The sequence below is a fragment of the Hoeflea sp. YIM 152468 genome (assembly GCF_029210485.1).
GTDB lineage: Bacteria > Pseudomonadota > Alphaproteobacteria > Rhizobiales > Rhizobiaceae > Hoeflea.
Window position 1 is genome coordinate 171,323 of record NZ_JARGET010000038.1, and the last position, 19,542, is coordinate 190,864.

General features: G+C 56.9%; 13 protein-coding genes. All 13 read left to right on the forward strand.

What is annotated here, in order from left to right; genetic code table 11:
• The first annotated feature begins 24 nt into the window (after nt 1–24).
• Nucleotides 25–1,632: a Gfo/Idh/MocA family oxidoreductase gene (locus tag PZ897_RS18925; protein ID WP_275754312.1), complete on the forward strand. Its 1,608-nt coding sequence runs from the start codon at nt 25–27 to the stop codon at nt 1,630–1,632.
• The gene (locus PZ897_RS18930; RefSeq protein WP_275754313.1) at nt 1,629–2,768 is read left to right on the forward strand and encodes a DegT/DnrJ/EryC1/StrS aminotransferase family protein; all 1,140 of its coding nucleotides are present in this window, start codon (nt 1,629–1,631) and stop codon (nt 2,766–2,768) included. The genes PZ897_RS18925 and PZ897_RS18930 overlap by 4 nt, the downstream gene beginning before the upstream one ends.
• Nucleotides 2,769–2,773: 5 nt before the next feature.
• Nucleotides 2,774–3,865 carry a glycosyltransferase family 4 protein gene (locus PZ897_RS18935; RefSeq protein WP_275754314.1) on the forward strand — a complete coding sequence of 364 codons (1,092 nt, stop codon included), beginning with the start codon at nt 2,774–2,776 and terminating at the stop codon, nt 3,863–3,865.
• Between the two features lie 184 nt (nt 3,866–4,049).
• Nucleotides 4,050–5,933: an asparagine synthase (glutamine-hydrolyzing) gene (asnB, locus tag PZ897_RS18940; protein WP_275754315.1), complete on the forward strand. Its 1,884-nt coding sequence runs from the start codon at nt 4,050–4,052 to the stop codon at nt 5,931–5,933.
• Nucleotides 5,934–6,027: 94 nt separating this feature from the next.
• Complete coding sequence (locus PZ897_RS18945; RefSeq protein ID WP_275754316.1) at nt 6,028–7,170, forward strand: glycosyltransferase; 1,143 nt, start codon at nt 6,028–6,030, stop codon at nt 7,168–7,170.
• Nucleotides 7,171–7,251: 81 nt separating this feature from the next.
• On the forward strand, nt 7,252–8,403 hold the full coding sequence (locus PZ897_RS18950) for a glycosyltransferase family 4 protein (protein ID WP_275754317.1): 1,152 nt from the start codon (nt 7,252–7,254) through the stop codon (nt 8,401–8,403).
• A gap of 546 nt (nt 8,404–8,949) precedes the next feature.
• Nucleotides 8,950–9,870: a class I SAM-dependent methyltransferase gene (locus PZ897_RS18955; protein ID WP_275754318.1), complete on the forward strand. Its 921-nt coding sequence runs from the start codon at nt 8,950–8,952 to the stop codon at nt 9,868–9,870.
• On the forward strand, nt 9,848–12,646 hold the full coding sequence (locus tag PZ897_RS18960) for a glycosyltransferase (protein WP_275754319.1): 2,799 nt from the start codon (nt 9,848–9,850) through the stop codon (nt 12,644–12,646). The genes PZ897_RS18955 and PZ897_RS18960 overlap by 23 nt, the downstream gene beginning before the upstream one ends.
• A 56-nt stretch (nt 12,647–12,702) precedes the next feature.
• Nucleotides 12,703–14,640: an asparagine synthase (glutamine-hydrolyzing) gene (gene asnB / locus PZ897_RS18965; protein ID WP_275754320.1), complete on the forward strand. Its 1,938-nt coding sequence runs from the start codon at nt 12,703–12,705 to the stop codon at nt 14,638–14,640.
• Nucleotides 14,637–15,701 carry a UDP-N-acetylglucosamine 2-epimerase (non-hydrolyzing) gene (wecB, locus tag PZ897_RS18970; RefSeq protein WP_275754321.1) on the forward strand — a complete coding sequence of 355 codons (1,065 nt, stop codon included), beginning with the start codon at nt 14,637–14,639 and terminating at the stop codon, nt 15,699–15,701. Before asnB (PZ897_RS18965) ends, wecB begins: the two co-directional genes overlap by 4 nt.
• A 129-nt stretch (nt 15,702–15,830) precedes the next feature.
• A complete protein-coding gene (locus PZ897_RS18975) occupies nt 15,831–16,577 on the forward strand; it encodes an ABC transporter permease (RefSeq protein ID WP_275754322.1) in 747 nt (248 codons plus the stop codon).
• The gene (locus PZ897_RS18980; RefSeq protein WP_275754323.1) at nt 16,558–18,048 is read left to right on the forward strand and encodes an ABC transporter ATP-binding protein; all 1,491 of its coding nucleotides are present in this window, start codon (nt 16,558–16,560) and stop codon (nt 18,046–18,048) included. The genes PZ897_RS18975 and PZ897_RS18980 overlap by 20 nt, the downstream gene beginning before the upstream one ends.
• 211 nt (nt 18,049–18,259) lie before the next feature.
• Nucleotides 18,260–19,381: a DUF2793 domain-containing protein gene (locus PZ897_RS18985; protein WP_275754325.1), complete on the forward strand. Its 1,122-nt coding sequence runs from the start codon at nt 18,260–18,262 to the stop codon at nt 19,379–19,381.
• Nucleotides 19,382–19,542 lie beyond the last annotated feature (161 nt).

The following is a 19,542-nucleotide window of genomic DNA, read 5'->3' on the forward strand; positions in this document are numbered from 1 at the left end:
ACTGTTTGAAATGGAATATATCGTATGACTTCTCAGGTGCGCGTCGCTGTTGTCGGCTGCGGTTATTGGGGAAAGAACCTGGTTCGCGATTTCAGCGAGTTGGGAGCCCTTGAAGCAGTGGTTGATGCCAACGCGGACACGGTAGCGGCGCTTCAAGCCAAGCATGGGGGACGGGCGCTTACCTTTGAGCAAGCGGCAAATGATGCAGCGGTCGATGCCATGGTCATCGCAGTGCCGGCCCATCTGCATTATAGTCTTGCAAAACAGGCTCTCGACTCCGGCAAGCATGTTTATGTCGAAAAGCCGCTGGCGCTGGAATTGTCCCAGGCGGAAGAGCTGGTGGCGCTTGCGGAGAAAAAAGACCTCCGCCTCATGGTTGGTCATCTGCTGCAATATCACCCGGCATTCATTGCCCTGAAAGACTTCGTTGGCGCCGGCAAGCTCGGGCGCCTGAGCTATGTCTACTCCAATCGCCTGTCTTACGGGATCTTGCGCCGCGAAGAGGACGTGCTGTGGTCATTCGCACCGCACGACATCTCAATGGTGCTGGCCCTGGCAGGCGAAAGCCCTGACCATGTGGGCGCGTTCGCAGCCCCGACACTTCATCCTGTCATCGGCGATTTCACCCAGGTGCAGATGAGTTTTCCCAGCGGCCTGAAGAGCCACATCTTCGTGTCCTGGCTGCACCCTTTCAAGGAGCAGCGGCTGGTCGTGGTCGGAGAGCGCGGCGCGGTCGTGTTCGAAGACAGCGCAAAAGATCCGGCAGACAAGCTCAAATATTACGCTCACAGCGTGGAATGGGCCAACGGCGTGCCCAAGGCCTTGAAGGCGGCGGAGGCCAATGGCGCGGGCATTGCGTTGCCTTATGGTGACGGCAATCCACTCAAGAATGAATGCACGCATTTCCTTGAGTCGGTGGCAAACCGCACCAAGCCGCGCACCGATGGCGCCGAGGGCCTGCGGGTGCTTTCCGTGCTCACGCGCGCCAGCAGCGCGCTGAAGGCGCAATCGGCTGCGTCGTCCGCGGTTGACACAGCGTCAAAACCACGTGTCGCCAAGGCCTATCCCGGCGTGAAAATCCATGAATCCGCCTATGTCGACGACGGCGCGGATATCGGACAAGGCACGTCGATCTGGCACTTCAGCCATATCCTGGGGCAAGTGAGCATCGGCGAGAAAGTCAGCGTCGGGCAGAACGTGGTCATCGGTCCCAAGGTCACGGTCGGCAACAATGTCAAAATTCAAAACAATGTATCGCTCTATGAAGGTGTGACGCTGGAAGACGGCGTTTTTTGCGGTCCTTCCTGCGTCTTCACCAATGTGAACAATCCCCGCTCGGAGATTTCACGCAAGCACGAATTCCGCACCACACTGGTCAAGCGCGGATCAACCATCGGCGCGAATGCGACCATTGTTTGCGGCCATACGCTGGGCGAATACTGCTTTATCGGTGCCGGCGCCGTGGTCGCCAGGGATGTCCCCGCTTTTGCCTTGATGGCCGGGGTTCCCGCCAAGCGTATCGGCTGGATGAGCCATGCCGGCATCAAACTGGGGCCGGATCTTGTTTGCACGGACAGCGGCAGACGCTACCGCGAAGTGTCCAAGGATGTTCTTGAGGAAATAACGGAATGAACCAGAAGATAGATTTTATCGACCTCAAAGCGCAGCGCCGTCATCTGGGCGAAAAGCTCGATGCCGCCATTATGGCCGCTGTCAATGAGGGCAACTACATCATGGGGCCGCAGGTCAAGGCCTTCGAGCAGCAATTGTCGGCCTTTTCCGACGTCAAGAACGCCATCAGTTGCGCCAACGGCACCGATGCAATCGGGCTGTGCCTGATGGCCAAGAAGGTCCGTCCCGGCGACGCGGTCATCGTTCCCTCTTTCACCTTTGCGTCCACCGCCGAAGTGGTTGCCTGGCTCGGAGCCACCCCGGTCTTTGTCGATATCGACCAGGCCAGCTTCAACATGGATCCCAAAGGACTGGAACTGGCGCTTGCCGCAGCCAAGAAGCATGGCCTGCGAACGGTCGGCGTCATTTCCGTGGACCTGTTTGGCCAGCCCGCCGACTATGATCCGATCGAGAGCTTCTGCGATGCCAATGGCCTGTGGCTGATCGCCGACAGTGCCCAGGGCTATGGCAGCATCTACAAGGGCCGGAAGTCCGGAGCGATCGGCACGATGGCGACCACAAGCTTTTTCCCGGCAAAACCGCTGGGGTGTTATGGCGACGGCGGCGCGTTGTTTACAGCCGACGACGAAGTCGCCGACGTGATTCGATCCCTGCGGGTGCACGGCAAGGGAAGCGACAAATATGACAACGTCCGGATCGGCGTCAATTCGCGTCTCGACACCTTGCAGGCTGCAATCCTGATCGAAAAGCTGGCAATCTATGAAGAAGAAATCGCCGCGCGCCAGATCGTTGCGGATCGGTATGAAGCCGCCCTGTCGGACGTGACCTCAACACCGCAAGTGATGGCTGACTGCCGATCCGTCTGGGCGCAATATACACTTCGCGTTGACGCCGACAAACGTCAGGCCATCATAGACGGACTGAAGGCCAAGGGCGTACCGACGGCCGTGTACTATCCGCGACCACTGCATCAGCAGACGGCCTATTCGAAATACCCCGCTGCCGGCAATGGCCTGCCGGTTTCCGAGCGCGTCTGCAACGAAGTTCTCAGCCTGCCGATGCATCCGTATCTCGAGGAAGCCACCCAGGATTTCATTTGCGAGGCAGTCCGCGACACCATCGCTTCTGTTGGCTAGGCGGAATGGCTGATCCGAGGATTGTCTATTTTTGTCTGGAAACGCCCCGGGAAGGCCAGGCTTCGTTCACCCATGTCCACGAAATCATCGCCGGTCTTCGCAAGTCCGGCTTTGATGTGCAGCTGATCGCGACGGATCGCGGCGGCGCAAGTTCGGGCGCCTCGGTTCTCAGACGTGGATGGGGATATCTGAAAGCACATCTCGATCTGTTTGGCGTGCTGCGCAAGACGGATGCAATCTATATGCGGGCGCATTTCGCTGCACTGCCAGCCAGCCTGGTTGCCCGCCTGTTGGCAAAGCCGGTAATCCAGGAAATCAACGGGCGGCCAACCGATATTCTGGTCACCTACCCGTGGCTGCGCCTGCTCACTCGTGCGCTGAACTTCAGCTACCGGCTTCAACTGCGGCTTGCCAGCCAGGTGATCGCGGTTACGGCCGGGTTGCGCGACTGGGCGCAGCAAGAAGCCGGTCACTCGCGCGTCTCCGTGGTGCCCAATGGCGCCAACACCGAGCATTTTTCGCTGTCGGGTCCAGGCGGGTCGGTCCAAGGGTCTTATGTAATCTTTGTCGGCGGCCTGGTCGCCTGGCATGGGCTCGTCACGATGCTTGCGGCCGTCAAGGCGCCGGCCTGGCCGAAGAATGTGAAACTGGTGGTCGTCGGTGACGGACCGGAACGCGGCCTTGTTGCAGCGGAAACCGCCTCAGGCCTGGTTGAATGGATCGGCAAGCAGCCTTATGCCGACATTCCCGGCCTGCTACGCGGGGCCGTTGCCGCCTTGTGCGTTATCGGAGATCCCGAAGGGCGTTCGGCAACCGGCGTCGCGCCGCTCAAGCTGTTTGAGGCAATGGCTTGCGGTATTCCGGTCATCGTGTCCGACTTGCCATTTCAAGCGGAGCTCGTCCGGACCGAAAACGCCGGGCTGGTTGTTCCCATCGACGATCCCGCAGCGCTGGCCGAAGCTGTCGCCAAGCTCAAAGACGCGCCCGAAACGGCGGTAGCTATGGGACGCGCCGGGGCAGACTATGTCCAGCGTCACGCGTCCTGGCTGGTCCGGGCTCGCGAAACCGGACGCATCCTGACAAAAGCCCTTGGATAATCCGGGAACCGGCTCCAGCCCCACCCGCCATTCGAACCGGTTTCGCGCAAGACGAGCCGCTGCGCGCAACATTGCATGTTGTGAAAAGCCGCAAAATACGATTTGTGGGCGGTGTCGCAGGCGAGACGTCACGGCATGGCGCCGCAGCTCTGGCGTGATCCGGCGATCTGAAGGAGATTGAACCATGTGCGGTCTTTATGCCTCTATCGGCATTGCACCGGATCCGGCGCGGATCGACCTTGTGGCTCATCGCGGTCCCGATGGACGAGGGTGGGCGGTCCACCCGAGCCCCTGCGGGCCGGTTTCTCTCGGGCACCGCCGTCTCGCCATCATCGACACGTCGGACGCTGGTCTGCAACCCATGTCCGACACCAGCGGGCGTTATCAGCTCATATTCAACGGCGAGATCTACAACTACCTGGAATTGCGCGAACGGTTGATCGCGCAGGGCGAGGTATTTCTGACCCGGACAGATTCCGAGGTGCTGTTGCGCGCCTATGTCGCCTGGGGCGCAAAGTGTCTTGACGAACTCAGAGGCATGTTTGCTTTCGTGATCTGGGACGCCAGAGACAAGAAGATGTTTGCAGCGCGCGACCGCTTCGGAATCAAGCCGCTCTATCTCGCCCAGACACCTTCGGGACTCGCTTTCGCCTCGGAAATCAAACAACTTGCCGGCCTCGACAGCCTGGCGGGACGGATGAATGTTGCACGCGTGCATGATTTTCTCGCTTCCGGCATTACCGACCACACCTCGGAGACGCTGTTTGACGGTATCGAACAACTGCGCGGCGGCGAGTGCATCAGCGTCGATGCATCCGGCGGGCGCCTGCTAACAGCGCGCCGGCGCTGGTACCCTGTTCCGGCAAACCGCATTCAGCTCAGCCTGAAGGAAGCGGCGGAGAAGTTTCACGACTTGCTTTCTGACGCGGTGCGACTGCATCTGCGTTCGGATGTGCCCGTCGGCAGCTGTCTCTCAGGGGGCCTGGATTCGTCCTCCATCGTCTGTCTGATGGCCGGCATGATGCCGGACGGTCACCACGTCAATACGGTGTCGGCGTGTTACGCGGAAAAGAGCGTCGATGAAAAGCCGTTCATGGATGTCGCTGTCCGCGCCTCCGGATCAATTCCGCATTTCGTTTTTCCGAAACCGCAAGATGTGTTCCAGACCGCCTCCGACATAACCTGGCATCAGGACGAGCCATTCGGTTCGACATCAGTGTTTGCCCAATGGTGTGTTTTTGCCGAAGCGAAGAAGCTCGGCATCAAGGTGATGCTGGATGGGCAAGGCGCTGACGAGCAACTGGCCGGTTACCACACCGGATTTGCCCATTATCTCGCTGGTCTGATCAAATCCGGTCGCTTGCTCAAGGCCGGACAAACCATCGCGCAACGCCGGGACCTTCATGGCACGTCGGCGGCCGCCCAGTTGATGCGTCTGGCGCCGCAGCTCTTGCCTGCCATGCTTGCCGGCCCGCTGCGCAAGCGCTACCAGCGTATGACCAAAGGGAACTGGCTGGAAACCGAGCTTATCGCCATGCACGGCAATCCGTCAGGCGCACTGGCGTCCAGCGCGCAGCACGCGGGCCTGGGAGAACCGCATGATATCGCCAGCCTTTGCGAAGTGATGACCTTTGGCTCCAATTTGCAGATGCTACTGCATTGGGAGGACCGCAATTCGATGGCCCATTCGATAGAGGCGCGCGTTCCATTTCTGGATCATCCGCTTGTCGAGTTCTCGCTGGCCCTTGGCAATGAGCACAAATTCGACGGCGCCGAGACCAAGAAGGTTCTGCGCGCCGGTATGGCGAATGTGCTTCCCGGCGAGATTGTCAACCGTCACGACAAGCTCGGCTTCGCCACCCCCGAACAGGCCTGGTTTCGCGGTCCCCTCAAGGGCGACATCATTGACGGCGTCGAGGCCACGCTGCGGCGCTTCCCGGACCTTCTCGACGCCAAGGCAACAAGAAGGCTGCGGGATCACATGCTGGAGGGCTCCATGCCTGTCGATTTTACCCTGTGGAGAATTGTCAACCTCGGCATCTGGGGCGAACGGTTCGGAGTAAGCTAGATGAGCAATTCGCTTGAGACACCGGGTTTGGCCCTTTGCTGATCCCGCGCCATGACAATCCGGCTGCCTTCTCCCTTCAGAGCGGGGTTCGGACGTGAGAATACTTTTTGTCTGCAATGATCTGGACTATTTTCTCGCGCACCGGTCCAATTTGCTCAAACCACTGCTTGAGCGCGGTCATGACGTGAGCCTTTGTGCCGGCGGAAACAGCGGATCCGCCAGCCAGCTTCCTGATGGCATCCACTTTATTCCGGTCACGCTCAACCAGCATCATCTGGACCCGTTGTCCGATCTGAAGCTGACGGCGCAATATGCGCACATTGTCGCCGAGACCAGACCCGACGCAGTGCATTGCTTCACCATCAAACCCAATCTCTATATGGCATTGGCGCTAGCTTCACGCCGCCTGATGCGGAAGAAAACGCCGCGCCTGGTGCAAACCTTCCCCGGACTGGGCAAGGTTTTCGAGCCTTCCACGGGCGCGGCGACCAGCTTTCGGCGTTGGATTGTTGCAATCCTGTTGCGTGCAAGCTGCAGCCTTCTTGACCGTTCAGTCACCTTCGAGAACGCCTTTGACCGCGACGTGATGGTTCAAGCGGGAATCGTTGACGCCGCCCACGCCCATGTGATCGCCGGCGCAGGCCTCGATCTGGACACCTATGTGCCGCCACCGGTTCAACGCAAGGGAGAACTTTCCTTTCTCTTTGCTTCGCGGCTTCTCAACGCCAAGGGCGTCGACACCTTTCTTGAGGTCGCAAAGACTGTCCGCAGCGACACCGGCGCGGCATCGTTCCTGATTGCCGGCAAGCCCGACCCTCACAACCCGGACCAGTTCGACATGGCACAGCTCTACGCGGCGCAGGATCGCGGAGAGATCAGCTATCTTGGACCGCTGACGTCCTCCCAGATGGTCGCCGCGCTTCAGGACGCCGATGTCGTATGCTTGCCCACCCGTTTGAGAGAAGGGTTTCCACGCATTCTCGCCGAGGCGGCTGCCTGCGGTTGTGCCCTGATCGCTTCGGACCAGCCGGCAATTCGCCAGATTCTCAGGCAGCCGGAGAATGGGTGGCTGATCGATCCGGCAGACGCGCGGGACCTGACGGCGGCCGTGCGGCAATGTCTTGCTGATCCGGACCGGATCCGGGCGATGGGGATGGCAAATGCGATCGCGATCCGCCGATTGCCGGTCGATGACACCTCGGTATCGTCCGCTTTCCGCGCACTCTACGGCCTATAGTGATCGCAGGCGCGGGCTCCGCCCGCCGATGGGTTCTGGATCTTGCAGCAAGCCCGCGCTGCACCGGTAAACGGAGTTGAAATGAAGATATGCCACCTCTCCCTGTCTCCGGTGCTCACCGACATTCGCGTCATGCGTCAGGTGGATTGCCTGCGCGAAGCCGGTCATGTCGTCGATGTTGTCGGCTACGGCGCTGGTGTCGACGAAAGGCCGATGACGGCGGCGGAGCGCGTTCGCCGTGCCGCTATGCAGATGCCCGCGTGGATTTTGCCGATTGCGGCCTCGACAAGGCTTGCCGCGGCAATTCCAGACCTCCAGCAGATGTGGACAGCAGTGCGTGGCCGGAAATTCGATGTGGTCCAGGCTCACGACGCCGAAGCATTGCTGGTGGCCGCCAGGCTGGCGCGGCAATGCGGCGCGAAGCTGATTTATGACAGTCATGAGTTCGGACAGGGAGCGCGTCTGGAGAGCCTGACATGGCGCCTTGCCTTTCCAGCCTTCATCAGAGCGATCGAGCGCCACTGCCTGCCACAGGCGGATCAGGTGATTACCGTATCGGACTATCTCGCGGCTGCGCTGCAACGCAGCTACGGGCTGCCCGAAACGCCAACCGTAATTCGCAATGTCCCATCATACCAGACAATCCAGCGCCAGCCGCCAACCTCCGGCAGGCTGCTGCTGCATTATCACGGCATTCTCAATTCAGGCCGCGGCCTGGAGATGGTGCTTGAGGCGCTTGCGCTCTTGCCGGAACATTTTCACCTGAGATTGACTGGCCCCGTGCGCCAGCCGGGCTATGATGCAGAGCTGCAACGGCTTGCCGCCAGACTGGGCATAACACCACGCGTCACGTTCCACAAAGCCGTCCCGGTCAATCAACTGATCGCCCACGCGAGCCAGGCCGATATCGGGATCTTCGTAACCGAGGGAAAAACCACCCAGGAACTCTCCGCACTGCCAAACAAGATGTTTGAATATGCGATGGCAGGCCTGGCTGTCATTGGCGGTCCAGCGCCGGATATTCTCAAGTTCATCGCCGACCATGACCTTGGCATCGCGATGCCTGCCCCGACGCCGGAAAATCTGGCGGACGAACTGCGTGGGATGACCCCGGCGGCGCTTCACGCCTGGCAGACGAATTCGCTTCTGTCCGCCAGAACCAACAATTGGGAAGCAGAAAAACGCAAACTGCTTTCGATCTACGATCATGTGGTTTCTCAGGATTGCCCTTGAGGGTCGATCACGATGTAAAATCCAGGCCAAGCTAACGCTGTAAAAGTTCCTCCTTGTGAGCGTTGGTCTTGATCAGAGCTTAAAAAATGTCGTTCGTGGCAACTCGACGGATCGTAGGCCGTATTTTTGCTCGACATTGATCCTATGATGAAACGGTGGGCAACCGCCGCTTCCGCCTTGAATGCCCGGTTATTCAGTTTTCCCGGCCCAGCTTTGACGTCATGGAATAAAAACCTGACCGCAGTGAGAAGGCTCCGAGACCACGAAGTTCACAGTGTCCGTCAAAGTCGGTGACGGTGACCACAGCCCGGATTGGACTTGCAGTGACCATAGGCAAAAGGTAATAGCGAGCGTACCAATTCTCATGGAGCATAGGCCTTCCCGATGAGCCCCATTTTCACAGGTGGCGGCTTTTGGATTGTGACGCAAAAGCCTCGGAATGCATCAAGCCGAAACTTTTCAGACCGCTAAGGCACTCTTGTCGAGTTCACCAAATAACCATCGAGTAATTCTGCAATGCATGATAGCAAAAGATATCAACCCAGCATGAAATACCGTATGCAACCTATTGGTAAAATCAACGATATTCCAATCTTTTCGACACCTGATCGATATATCGACAATTATGACAAGATTGCCAAGGACCATCTCGAGTCCCTCGCCGAATCCGGGCACAATCCCTTCATACAGGATACGGTCTGGTCGGACCTGGAGAAATCCACAACCGAGCTGATGGCCAAGTATCTGAAGCCAGGAGAAACCATATTTGACGCCGGAGTCGGGCTCGGGCGGCTGCTTGCCGGCTTTCCGAACCATCCACGTTACGGTGCGGACATCTCGATGGCCTATCTCGAGGTCGCACGCAAAGAAGGCATTGACGTTATAATCTCGAAACTCGAAGAATTGCCCTACGAGAACGATTCATTTGACATGGTTGTCTGTACAGACGTACTGGAGCATGTCTTTGACCTGCATGGATCGCTGGTACAACTTGTACGAGTTGTTCGTCCTGGCGGTACAATTATCATCCGGGTGCCATTCGAAGAGGATTTGCAACCCTACCATGAGTACAAGGAGTATGATTTCGTGCACCTGCGCCGGTTCGATCTTTATGGAACCAGGCTTCTTCTGGAGAAGATATACCAGATGGAGTATTTGGAGCACAGCCTGCACAATCCGATCTACAGAGGCCAGTCAACCAGCTACCTGAATTTCATGGAAGACGCAAAATCTCTTGGCAAACTTCTTGACAAACTGCCAGCCGACGTAGAAGGACTTCCAGCATTGATTGATGCAACCAAGCTCAATCGCAATGAATTCGAAACACTTATGAATAGGATCGCGACCGATCATCCGATCATCTTCAGCAAGATTGTGGATCTGGTCGCCAAGCCGTTGGAAATGAATATTGTGTTTCGGAAACCAGTAGCTGGGAGCAATTTGAATGAAGCTAGAGGACCACTTTGACTGTGTAATCATGGTCACTGCCTCGAATTGGTTTACGGAAGCAAGATCAAACCGGTATCATTATGCAACTCGCTTTGCACAGCGGATTCCGGTCTATTTCCTACAGTTTGATTCATACACCGAGGACGTTGTTACAGAGGACACGGGTATCGATAACCTGACGGTTGTTCATATGCCTGCTTCAATGGCACCAAACGGAAATGTTGATGCTGCCTTCCAGGAGTTACCAGCAGCGTTGGAATCCTTCATGGCAAGGTTTCAATTCAGAGCACCATTAATTTGGTCCTACAACCCTTTTTCGCGCCTATTTCTTGAAGCTTTTATCCGAACACTTAAATCACGACACCAACCAGTTTTTACAATTTATCACGCGACGGAAAACTACCTTTACAACAAGGGCAAATTTGTAGTCGGAGGCAATTCATCAGAATTGCAGCTTGAACTCCAGGTCGGAGCTGAGAGCTTGGCGAAGCAATCGGATATGATCATCGCAGTTTCCGACGGAGTACGGGACAGTATTCAGGCTGCCGGAATACCAGAGAACAAAATTCATGACATTTACAACGGATGCGACGCGGAGTTCTGGATCGGAACCGAAGCGTATCTGTTTCATCAGGACCGCAGCGAAACAAGGCCTGCCATCCTCTACCAGGGCGGCATCAACAAACGGCTCGACTTCCCGTTGATCCACGCCCTGATCCACAGGATGTCTGATTGGGATTTTTACTTTTGCGGAAACGAGGATACCTCAATCGCCGAATGGGCGTTGATCAAAACCCATCCGAATGTATTTTATCTGGGCAATCTCACATCTGAAGACATTGCGAAAACCGCAAAAAAGTGTCGTGTGGGACTCGTTCCGTTTATCGATGAGTACGTTCTGCGTACTTCATATCCGCTGAAGATGTTTGAATATGTTGCATGCGGGCTGCCGGTGGTTTCAACCCCGATCGACGCACTGGCTCAATTTGATCAAGAAATATTCTCATTCGCGGATGGCGATATTGCATTTGAAAGTGCCATCCGTGAGCTTGCTCCCACACGCAATGACCCCGTTGTGGTGGATAAACGCATCGCTCTCGCCAGAGCAAATGGATACGATCAGAGATTTGCAGAAGTAGAAAGGATCATATTGAATGAGAACTGCACCGCAGGACTGCGGAAGAACATTCTGGTCCTGTATGACGATAGATGGAGCCACATCAAAACGCTTCATGAGCATGTTTCCAGCTTCCGCAAGCATTCCAGAAACAGGATATTTTACGCCCCTGCGACCGTTGTAGACGGCCAAATTCAGAAAGGACGTTATTTTCCTGACGAGGATAACTTTGACATTTTGAATAGCCGCAATGCAGTGTGGGATTTTGAAAAATTCGATGCAATCGTAATTCACTACTCAGTGCGGTTGTCCCTGGAAGGCTATGTACCCCCCGTCATAGCCGCAAAAGTTCGGGCCTTCAGGGGAGAAAAGATACTTTTCATTCAGGATGAGTACGAGAATACCGAAACCGCACATCGAAACATGGAATACCTTGGCATAACAACGGTATTCAGCTGCGTTCCGCCGGAAAGCCAGGATTTCAGCTACCCGTATGATCGTTTCCCCGACTTGGAGCGGGTGCAGACTCTGACCGGATATGTCCCGGAAGATAAGAGTATTGAGAGCGCCGCCTTGCCCATCGAGGCCCGCACCAACTTGATCGGCTATCGCGGACGAAAATTGCCGCATCACTATGGCATGCTGGGTTTTGAAAAATTCCAGATCGGCGTCCGAATGCGGGAAGAGGCGGACAAGCGCAATCTCTCCGTCGATATTGAGTGGGATGACACCAAGAGAATCTACGGTTCGTGGTATCAATTCCTGGGATCCTGCCGCGCCACGCTTGGCACTGAATCGGGCTGTAATATTTTTGACTTCGACGGTGGCATCAAGAAGCTTGCGGAGACTCACGCTGACCGGCCTTTCGAGGAGGTTTATGAGGAGCATTTTGCAAAGCACGAAAATCTGGTTCGGATGAACCAGATTTCGCCCAAGTTTTTCGAGGCGATACGGCTCCGCACAGCCTTGATCTGTTTTCCGGGCACTTATTCGGGAATCTTGCGTGCCGGAGACCATTTTATCGAGCTGGCGAAGGATTATTCGAATGTGGATGAGGTGTTTGAAAAGCTTCAGGACGTCGAGTTCATCAAGGAGTTGACAGACCGGGCTTATGAGGACGTGATCGCCAGTGGAAAGTACAGCTATGCTGCGTTCATCAATGAGTTTGACACTTGGCTGGATGATAAAATTCCGACCTCGAAGTACGAAATCATCAGCGCCCCCATTGCCGTCCGCCGGGGCAGACGCGTTACGCCAATCCATTTCACCAATAGCCGGGACCTCGTGCTCAACACGACCGTACTGAATGGATCGTTGCAGCGAATGGACTTCGTCGGGCTGTTGGATTCTCCCGGTGGTATCGGGGGATACACGTCCCCTCCATTGCCGACCACCCATGTGACGGTTGAGAAAGCGAAACAATTGTGGTCGGCGATTCCGAATTTTTCGCCGACGAGACCAAGCTTTCTCAGCGATGAGAGCAATCACCATCGACCACTCATTGTCCGAATGATGCCGTTGCGGCTGAAAAGCTGGTTGAAATCCGTCGGCGTCCGGGCGGAATTGGTGCGAGGAGCCGAGCGGCAACCCCTGAAGTATCGACTGGCGCGCCGCGCCTGGCGAATTTTACCTTCCCGCCTCAAACGTTTTGTTGGAAGCCGGGTCTTTTCCGAATAGATGCCTGCCCAATTCGGGAGTGAAGCAGTGGTGCTACTAACGAGAGAAAGTTGGCTATGTGTGGTTTTGTAACGATCATCAACAAATATGAACCGGTTTGCAGTCAGCTGCTGGCGAAAATGCGTGACAACCTGACCCATCGGGGTCCCGATGCAGCGGGCGAAGTGACCTACGATCGTTTCGGTTTCGGACATCGACGACTCTCGATTGTTGATCCCGGAGAGCAATCCGACCAGCCAATGGTCAGTCCCGACCGGCGCTATGTGCTCAATTACAATGGTGAAATCTACAATTACATCGAGTTGCGTGAAGAGCTCCGCGCGGACGGCTATTCCTTTCGCACCGAATCCGACACCGAGGTTTTGCTGGCCGCGCTAACCTGTTGGGGCCTGTCGGCTCTTCCTCGCCTCAATGGCATGTTTGGGTTCACATTCTGGGATGCCGTGGAACAAACATTGTTGATGGCCCGCGATCGCTTTGGCGAAAAACCATTCTTCTATCATCAGTCCGAACTGAAGGGCTTGATTGCCGCCTCTGAAATGAAGGCGATTCTCGCCGATCCGTCCATCTCCGATGCAATCGACGAGGAGAGCCTGGCGGCCTATCAGGCGGGCAGTTACTATGAGGATGGCGCATCGACCCTGTTTGCGCATATCAAACGGCTTCCTCCGGCTCATTATGCGATTGCGGACAGTAAAGGGGCGATCAAAACAATCTCGCGTTACTGGACGCCCGATTACGATCATATCGATCGAAAGATCAGCCGCGCTGATGCGGTAGAGGAGTTCGGCAGGCTGTTTCGGCAGTCGGTGACGCGGAGGCTGCGTTCCGATGTTCCCGTCGGTTCAAGCCTTTCTGGCGGGCTGGATTCCTCGGCTATCGTCGGCGTCATTTCCAGAGCCCGTTCCGCCGGTATTGCCAGCACAACACAAAACACCTTCTCAGCTGTCTTTGATGACGATCCGTCGATATCGGAGGGCGAATTCATCGATGACGTGGTCAACTACACCAATGTTAAATCGTACAGGGTGACGCCCGATCCCGAGTTGCTTCTTGAAGAGATGCGTCGCCTGCACTGGCATCAGGAGGAGCCGTTCCTGTCTGCCTCCATTTACCTTCAATATTGTGTCGCCCGGATCGCAAAGGAAAACGATACCACCGTCCTGCTGGACGGACAGGGTGCAGACGAACTTCTCGGCGGGTATCAGTTTTACTACCGAAATCGGCAGATCGATCTGCTTGACCAGCGGCGCTACGCGGCGGCAATGTGGCAAACGTGGCTGTTCAACCGCCGGCTGAAGGTTGCCAGCCGTGGCTACGCGGAGTCGCGTCGTCGTTTTGACCACACCGTAGCGCTTTCAGCTTTAAGCCTGATCAACCAGGCGCGAGTAGAGCGGCCCGTCTATGGCGGCGCTTACACCGTCGGCGTTCCCCCCTTGCGGCCGGGCAGCAGAATCCGGCGTCAGATGGCAGAAGCCTTGCAGTACAACTGCTTGCCACAATTGCTGCGCTATGCGGACCGCAATTCAATGGCCTTCTCGCGGGAGTCGCGATTGCCGTTCCTGGATACGGATCTTGTCGACTTCACCTTGACGCTTCCCGACGATATCCTGTTTCACAAAGCCTGGCAAAAATATCCGCTCAGAGCCGCGTCAGCGGGATACATTCCAAAGAGCGTGACCTGGCGCGCAGACAAGGTCGGCTATGCTGCGCCGCTGGACCGGTGGATGCGGGGTTCGATGAAAGGCTGGGCGGAAGACCGGTTGTTCAATGGCGCAGCCGCCAAACTGGATGGATTTGACGCTGAGAAAATGCGTGAGCTCTGGGATGCACACCAAAATTCCGCGCAGAACAACTCATGGGCGTTCTGGCGCTGGATCAGCTTGAGCGAATGGCTGGACATGCGTAGCCGCGGCGATCTCCGCCGCAATTTGTTGGCGTCCGAACAACCGGCACCTGGCCCTGATATCAAGGATGGAATGCAAAGAGCATGACCTTTTCCATTGTTACCGTGGTTGGCGCACGCCCGCAGTTCATAAAGGCGGCGGCCTTGAGTGCGGCCTTTACCAAGTCCGACCGGTCCACCGAGCGCCTTTTGCACACGGGTCAGCATTTCGACGACAAGATGTCGTCGATCTTTTTCGATCAGTTGGGGATTGAGCCGCCAAGATGGAACCTTGCCATGGGCGGTGGCAACCACGGCGCGATGACGGGGCGTATGCTCGAGGGGATTGAAAAGATATTGCTGGAAAACACCCCCGACATGGTTCTGGTGTTCGGCGATACCAACTCCACTCTGGCGGGGGCTTTGGCGGCCGCAAAACTGCGCATTCCGGTCGCCCATATCGAAGCCGGACTCCGGTCGTTCAATTTCTACCAGCCAGAGGAAATCAACCGCGTGCTGACAGATCGGGTAAGCGAGCTGCTGTTTTGCCCGACGCAACTGTCAGCCGATTACCTGCAGCGCGAGAATATCCGCGGAAAAGTGGAGGTTGTCGGCGACATCATGCACGATTCGGTGCTTCTGGCCCGGAAAATCAATGCCAAATTGTCAACGCCGCTGGACGATCTTGAACTCCAGTCCAAGGGCTACGCGCTGATGACCCTGCACCGCGCAGAAAACGTGGACGAACCGGTGCGGCTGGCGGCGATGATTGATTACATCCGGTCTCAGGCTGCGGGTCAGCCGGTGATTTTCCCGGTACATCCGAGAACCCGGCAGCGGCTGGCGGAGTTCAAGATCTCGCTAGACGGGTTCAGGTGCATCGAACCAGTGGGCTATCTGGACATGATCGCGCTTTTGGAGCATGCAAGCGAGCTCTACACGGATTCCGGCGGGCTGCAGAAGGAAGCGTTGTTCTGTGAAACCCGTTGCGTTACCTTGCGCGACGAGACGGAATGGCCAGAGACGATTGAGACAGGCTGGAACCGTCTCTGGACCGCGACACACCACGAGCCCTTGTCCCGCGAACCGGTGTTCGGTGACGGCACCACGGCGCACAAGATCGTGGCTTCGGTCGAGACCTATCTCGACACCCGGTCTGGATTGCTGTGAGATGGATCTGATGTCACAAGAAGCCTGTCGCGTAACACCCCTATTTGATCGGTCGCCATGAAACGTCCAGCAATGCGCATTTTGAAAAACCCAGGTCCATTTCACCTGATTTATACATTCCGGCAGAGATTGATCGGTTCGATAGGCGAGGAATTTCGTCAACGCTATGTCGGATCCAGGCTCGGCATACTGTGGTCCGTGCTGTACCCCGTCGGGCTGATGAGCATCTATGCGATGCTGTACGTCTTCATTTTCCGGGTAAGGCCAAGCAATCTGGATGAAACCGGATACACGCTTCTGGTTATCGGCGGGCTGCTGCCGCTCTTGACCTACGCCGAAACGATTTCGCTTTCAGCGTTCTCGATGATCTCGAACAAGGCCCTGCTCCTGAACACCGTGTTCCCGGCTGAACTGATGCCGGTGCGCTCGGTGCTGGCAGGGCAACTGCCCATGCTGATGGCAATCATCATTATCACCTTGATTTCCACGGCTCTCGGATACGCCCAGTTTTGGGCTGTCGCCGCGGTGCTGGTGATGTGGGTGGTCCTTCTGATGTTCATCGTCGGATTGGCCTGGTACATTTCCCTGCTGACGCTGGCCTATCGCGACATTTCCCATGGCCTTGGACTGTTCAACATGCTCATCGTGCTGTTGAGCCCTGCGGCCTACACCGCAGACATGGTGCCGGAGCGGATGAAGCTTATCCTCTACGTCAATCCCTTCAGCTACTTCGTGCGGTCGTTCCAATCCGTGATCTGTTTCGGGGAACTTCCGACGTTGCTCGATGCCGGCGTGAGCCTGTTTCTTGCAGTTTTTGTTTTCTATACCGGGTTCCGGTTTTTCAAGCGAGCCAAGCATGTCTTCGTCGAATTCTGAGACCGACTACGCGATCGAGATCGCCGATGTCGTCAAGACCTATGACCTTACCGGATCGATGGCGTTCTCATTGCCGGAACTGTTCGGTTTCAACCGCAAAAAGCGTGGCCCGGTTATCCAGAAACAGGCTCTGGATCACATCACGCTGAATGTGAAACGCGGCGAGCGCATTGGCATCGTCGGCCGCAACGGTGCGGGCAAGACCACATTGCTCAAGCTCTTGACCGGCAATTATGCGCCGACATCCGGTACGGTGAAGGTCAACGGAACCATCCAGGCTCTGATGACGATGGGCAGCGGCTTCCATCAGGATTATTCCGGCATGGAGAATATCCGCTCGTCGCTGCATTACAGCGGCCTCGGCTCCAGCCAGATAAAGCTGGCGGTTGAGGACATTGTCGAGTTTTGCGAGCTTGGACCCTATATCGATCAGCCTTTCAAGACCTATTCGATGGGAATGCAGGCGCGGCTGATGTTTGCGTGCGCGACGGCGATTCACCCCGATATCCTGATTGTCGACGAAGTGCTGGGCGCCGGAGATGCCTACTTCATCGCCAAGTCGAAACTGAGAATGGAGAAGCTCGTTTCGAATGGCTGCACCATGCTGCTGGTGTCACATTCGATGTCACAGATTCTGGAGATGTGCGACCGGGCGATCTGGATCGACAACGGCAAGATCCGTCAGGAGGGCGCCTGTTTCGATGTAATCAAGTCCTATGAAGGGTTCATGTTTGCGCCGATCCAGGAGATGATCAAGCGGGATGGCGCTGCAGACGGCGAGGAAGCGGAAACGGCGCCGATGATTGTCGAGGAAGAGACCGCCAGCGCCCGGCCGGACAGTCCTTTTCATGCGCTCTCGATGGCCGGCAACGAGATGCGCGACAAAATGCAGGATCCGGCCTTCATTCCGCATACTGACCCGTGCTCCTATGAGCTTGTCCCCAACGACGACTTTGCCGAAATGAACCTTGTGGCCCCGGGGGGATTGTCGCGGTGGGAGGGAACCCAGCGCCTTTCGCTTGTCGGCTTCAGCATAGCCAGCGCGCGCGGGATCAATGACAAGCTGACCAGCTTGCAACCGGCAACTTTCAGCATTTTCGTTCGCGCCGAGGAAGATGGCGTCTTCCCGTGCCGGTGCGGGCTTGCCTTTCACACGATGCAAGGTCGGGCCATCGTCCGCTGCTTTTCCCGGCTGGAGACGCTGGAACTGCGCAAGAACGACGTTCACCGGATCAACCTCACCTTTAACCCGCTGCAGATCGGACCCGGCACCTACACGCTCGGCGTCTCAGTGCATGGCGACGGTCTGCTGGAAGAGGTCAACACGGCGGAGCGCTACGATCTCTTGAGCCGCTCCTTTGTCGTGGATGTGGAGCTGCCCGACAGCCTCAACGCGATCAGTGCGGATTTTTTCCACAGTTCCGAGTGGAACTGGCAGCCGGCGGTGCGGTCCGGGCAGAGTTCGGGCTAGCACCAACCGAGGCAAAATGTGGATGATATTGTCCGCCATCGGCCGTGACCTGTTGCCAGGCGCTTGATTTCTCTCACATAATCACATCACCGGAAGGTGCTGCGGGTCGGGTTTCATCCACACCCGGAAAATCGGACTTAGCATTGGGCCCTGATCGCCCGGAGCCCGAGACCCTTCGTTTCGGCGCGACCCCATGATCCTGGAGCCCGCCATGAACAGCCCCTTCCTGAACCTGCCCTACCTGGCCCCGTCACAGGCGCAGAAACACGTCACACACAATGAAGCGCTGCAAATCCTCGATGACTGTGTGCAACTGGCGGCGCTCACCCTCGGCAGCAACACCGCGCCCGCGTCACCGATGCCGCTGGACCGGCACATCGTCGGCACCGATCCCGAAGGCGCCTGGGCGGGCAACGCCCGGGCGATTGCAAGTTTTGAGGACGGAGAATGGCGGTTCCTGGCCCCCAAACCGGGATGGCGCGCCTGGATAACCGATCCAGGCGCGCTGGCGGTGTTTCATAGCGGCGACTGGCAGATCCAGTCCGGTGTCGGGACCAGCACGATGCTCGGCGTCAACACCACGCCCGACACCAGCAACAGGCTGGCGGTGAAATCCGATGCGGTGTTGTTTTCCCATGACGACCAGACTCCGGGCACGGGCGATGCAGTCTTGAGCATCAATCGGGCGGATTCGGCAAAATCCGCCCAGATCCAGTTCTCGACCGCCTACGTTACCGGCGCACAGGTCGGTTTCAGTGAAGACACCAGTTTCAGGGTTAAGGTCAGCGCCGACGGTGCATCCTTCAAGGACGCCATCACGGTCTCGCCAATCACCGGAAATGTCGGGTTCAACACCGCACCGGGCAGCGAAAGGCTCGCGATACGGGAAGATGTGAATGCCCGCACCGAATGTTCGATCACCAATCTCGACAGCGGCGCCAACGCGGCTTCGACGTTCCGGCTCAACGCCGCCAATGGCCACTACTTCAGTTTTCAACTCTATGGCACCGGCACCGTCTATGCCTATACCAATGCACGGCTGATCCTAGGCACCTATGCCGACAAGCCACTGATTCTGCGCACCGACACGACCGACCGGATGTACATCCATGGCGACGGCCGCATCAGCATCGGCACATCAACCGCCAGCGCCCTGTTGAGCGTGAATGGCGCCATTCGCCACGGCCAATACACCGTGTCGACGCTGCCCGATGCTGCTGCGAATGGTGCGGGGGCGATGATCTATGTCAGCGATGCCTCAGGCGGCGCCATCATGGCTTTCAGCGATGGATCGAGCTGGCGGCGGGTGAGTGACAGGACAGTGGTGAGTTGATTTTCCAGCTCCATTCCCAGTGGAAAATTGCAACCAGCCTCGACTCTTGGCGGTTGAATATGGCTTGACTTCACAACTTCGATATTCCTATCTATCATTCTGAATTATTCGGTGTGTTTAGCGACCAACTACAACAATCGGTAGCAAGGCACACCCCCAAT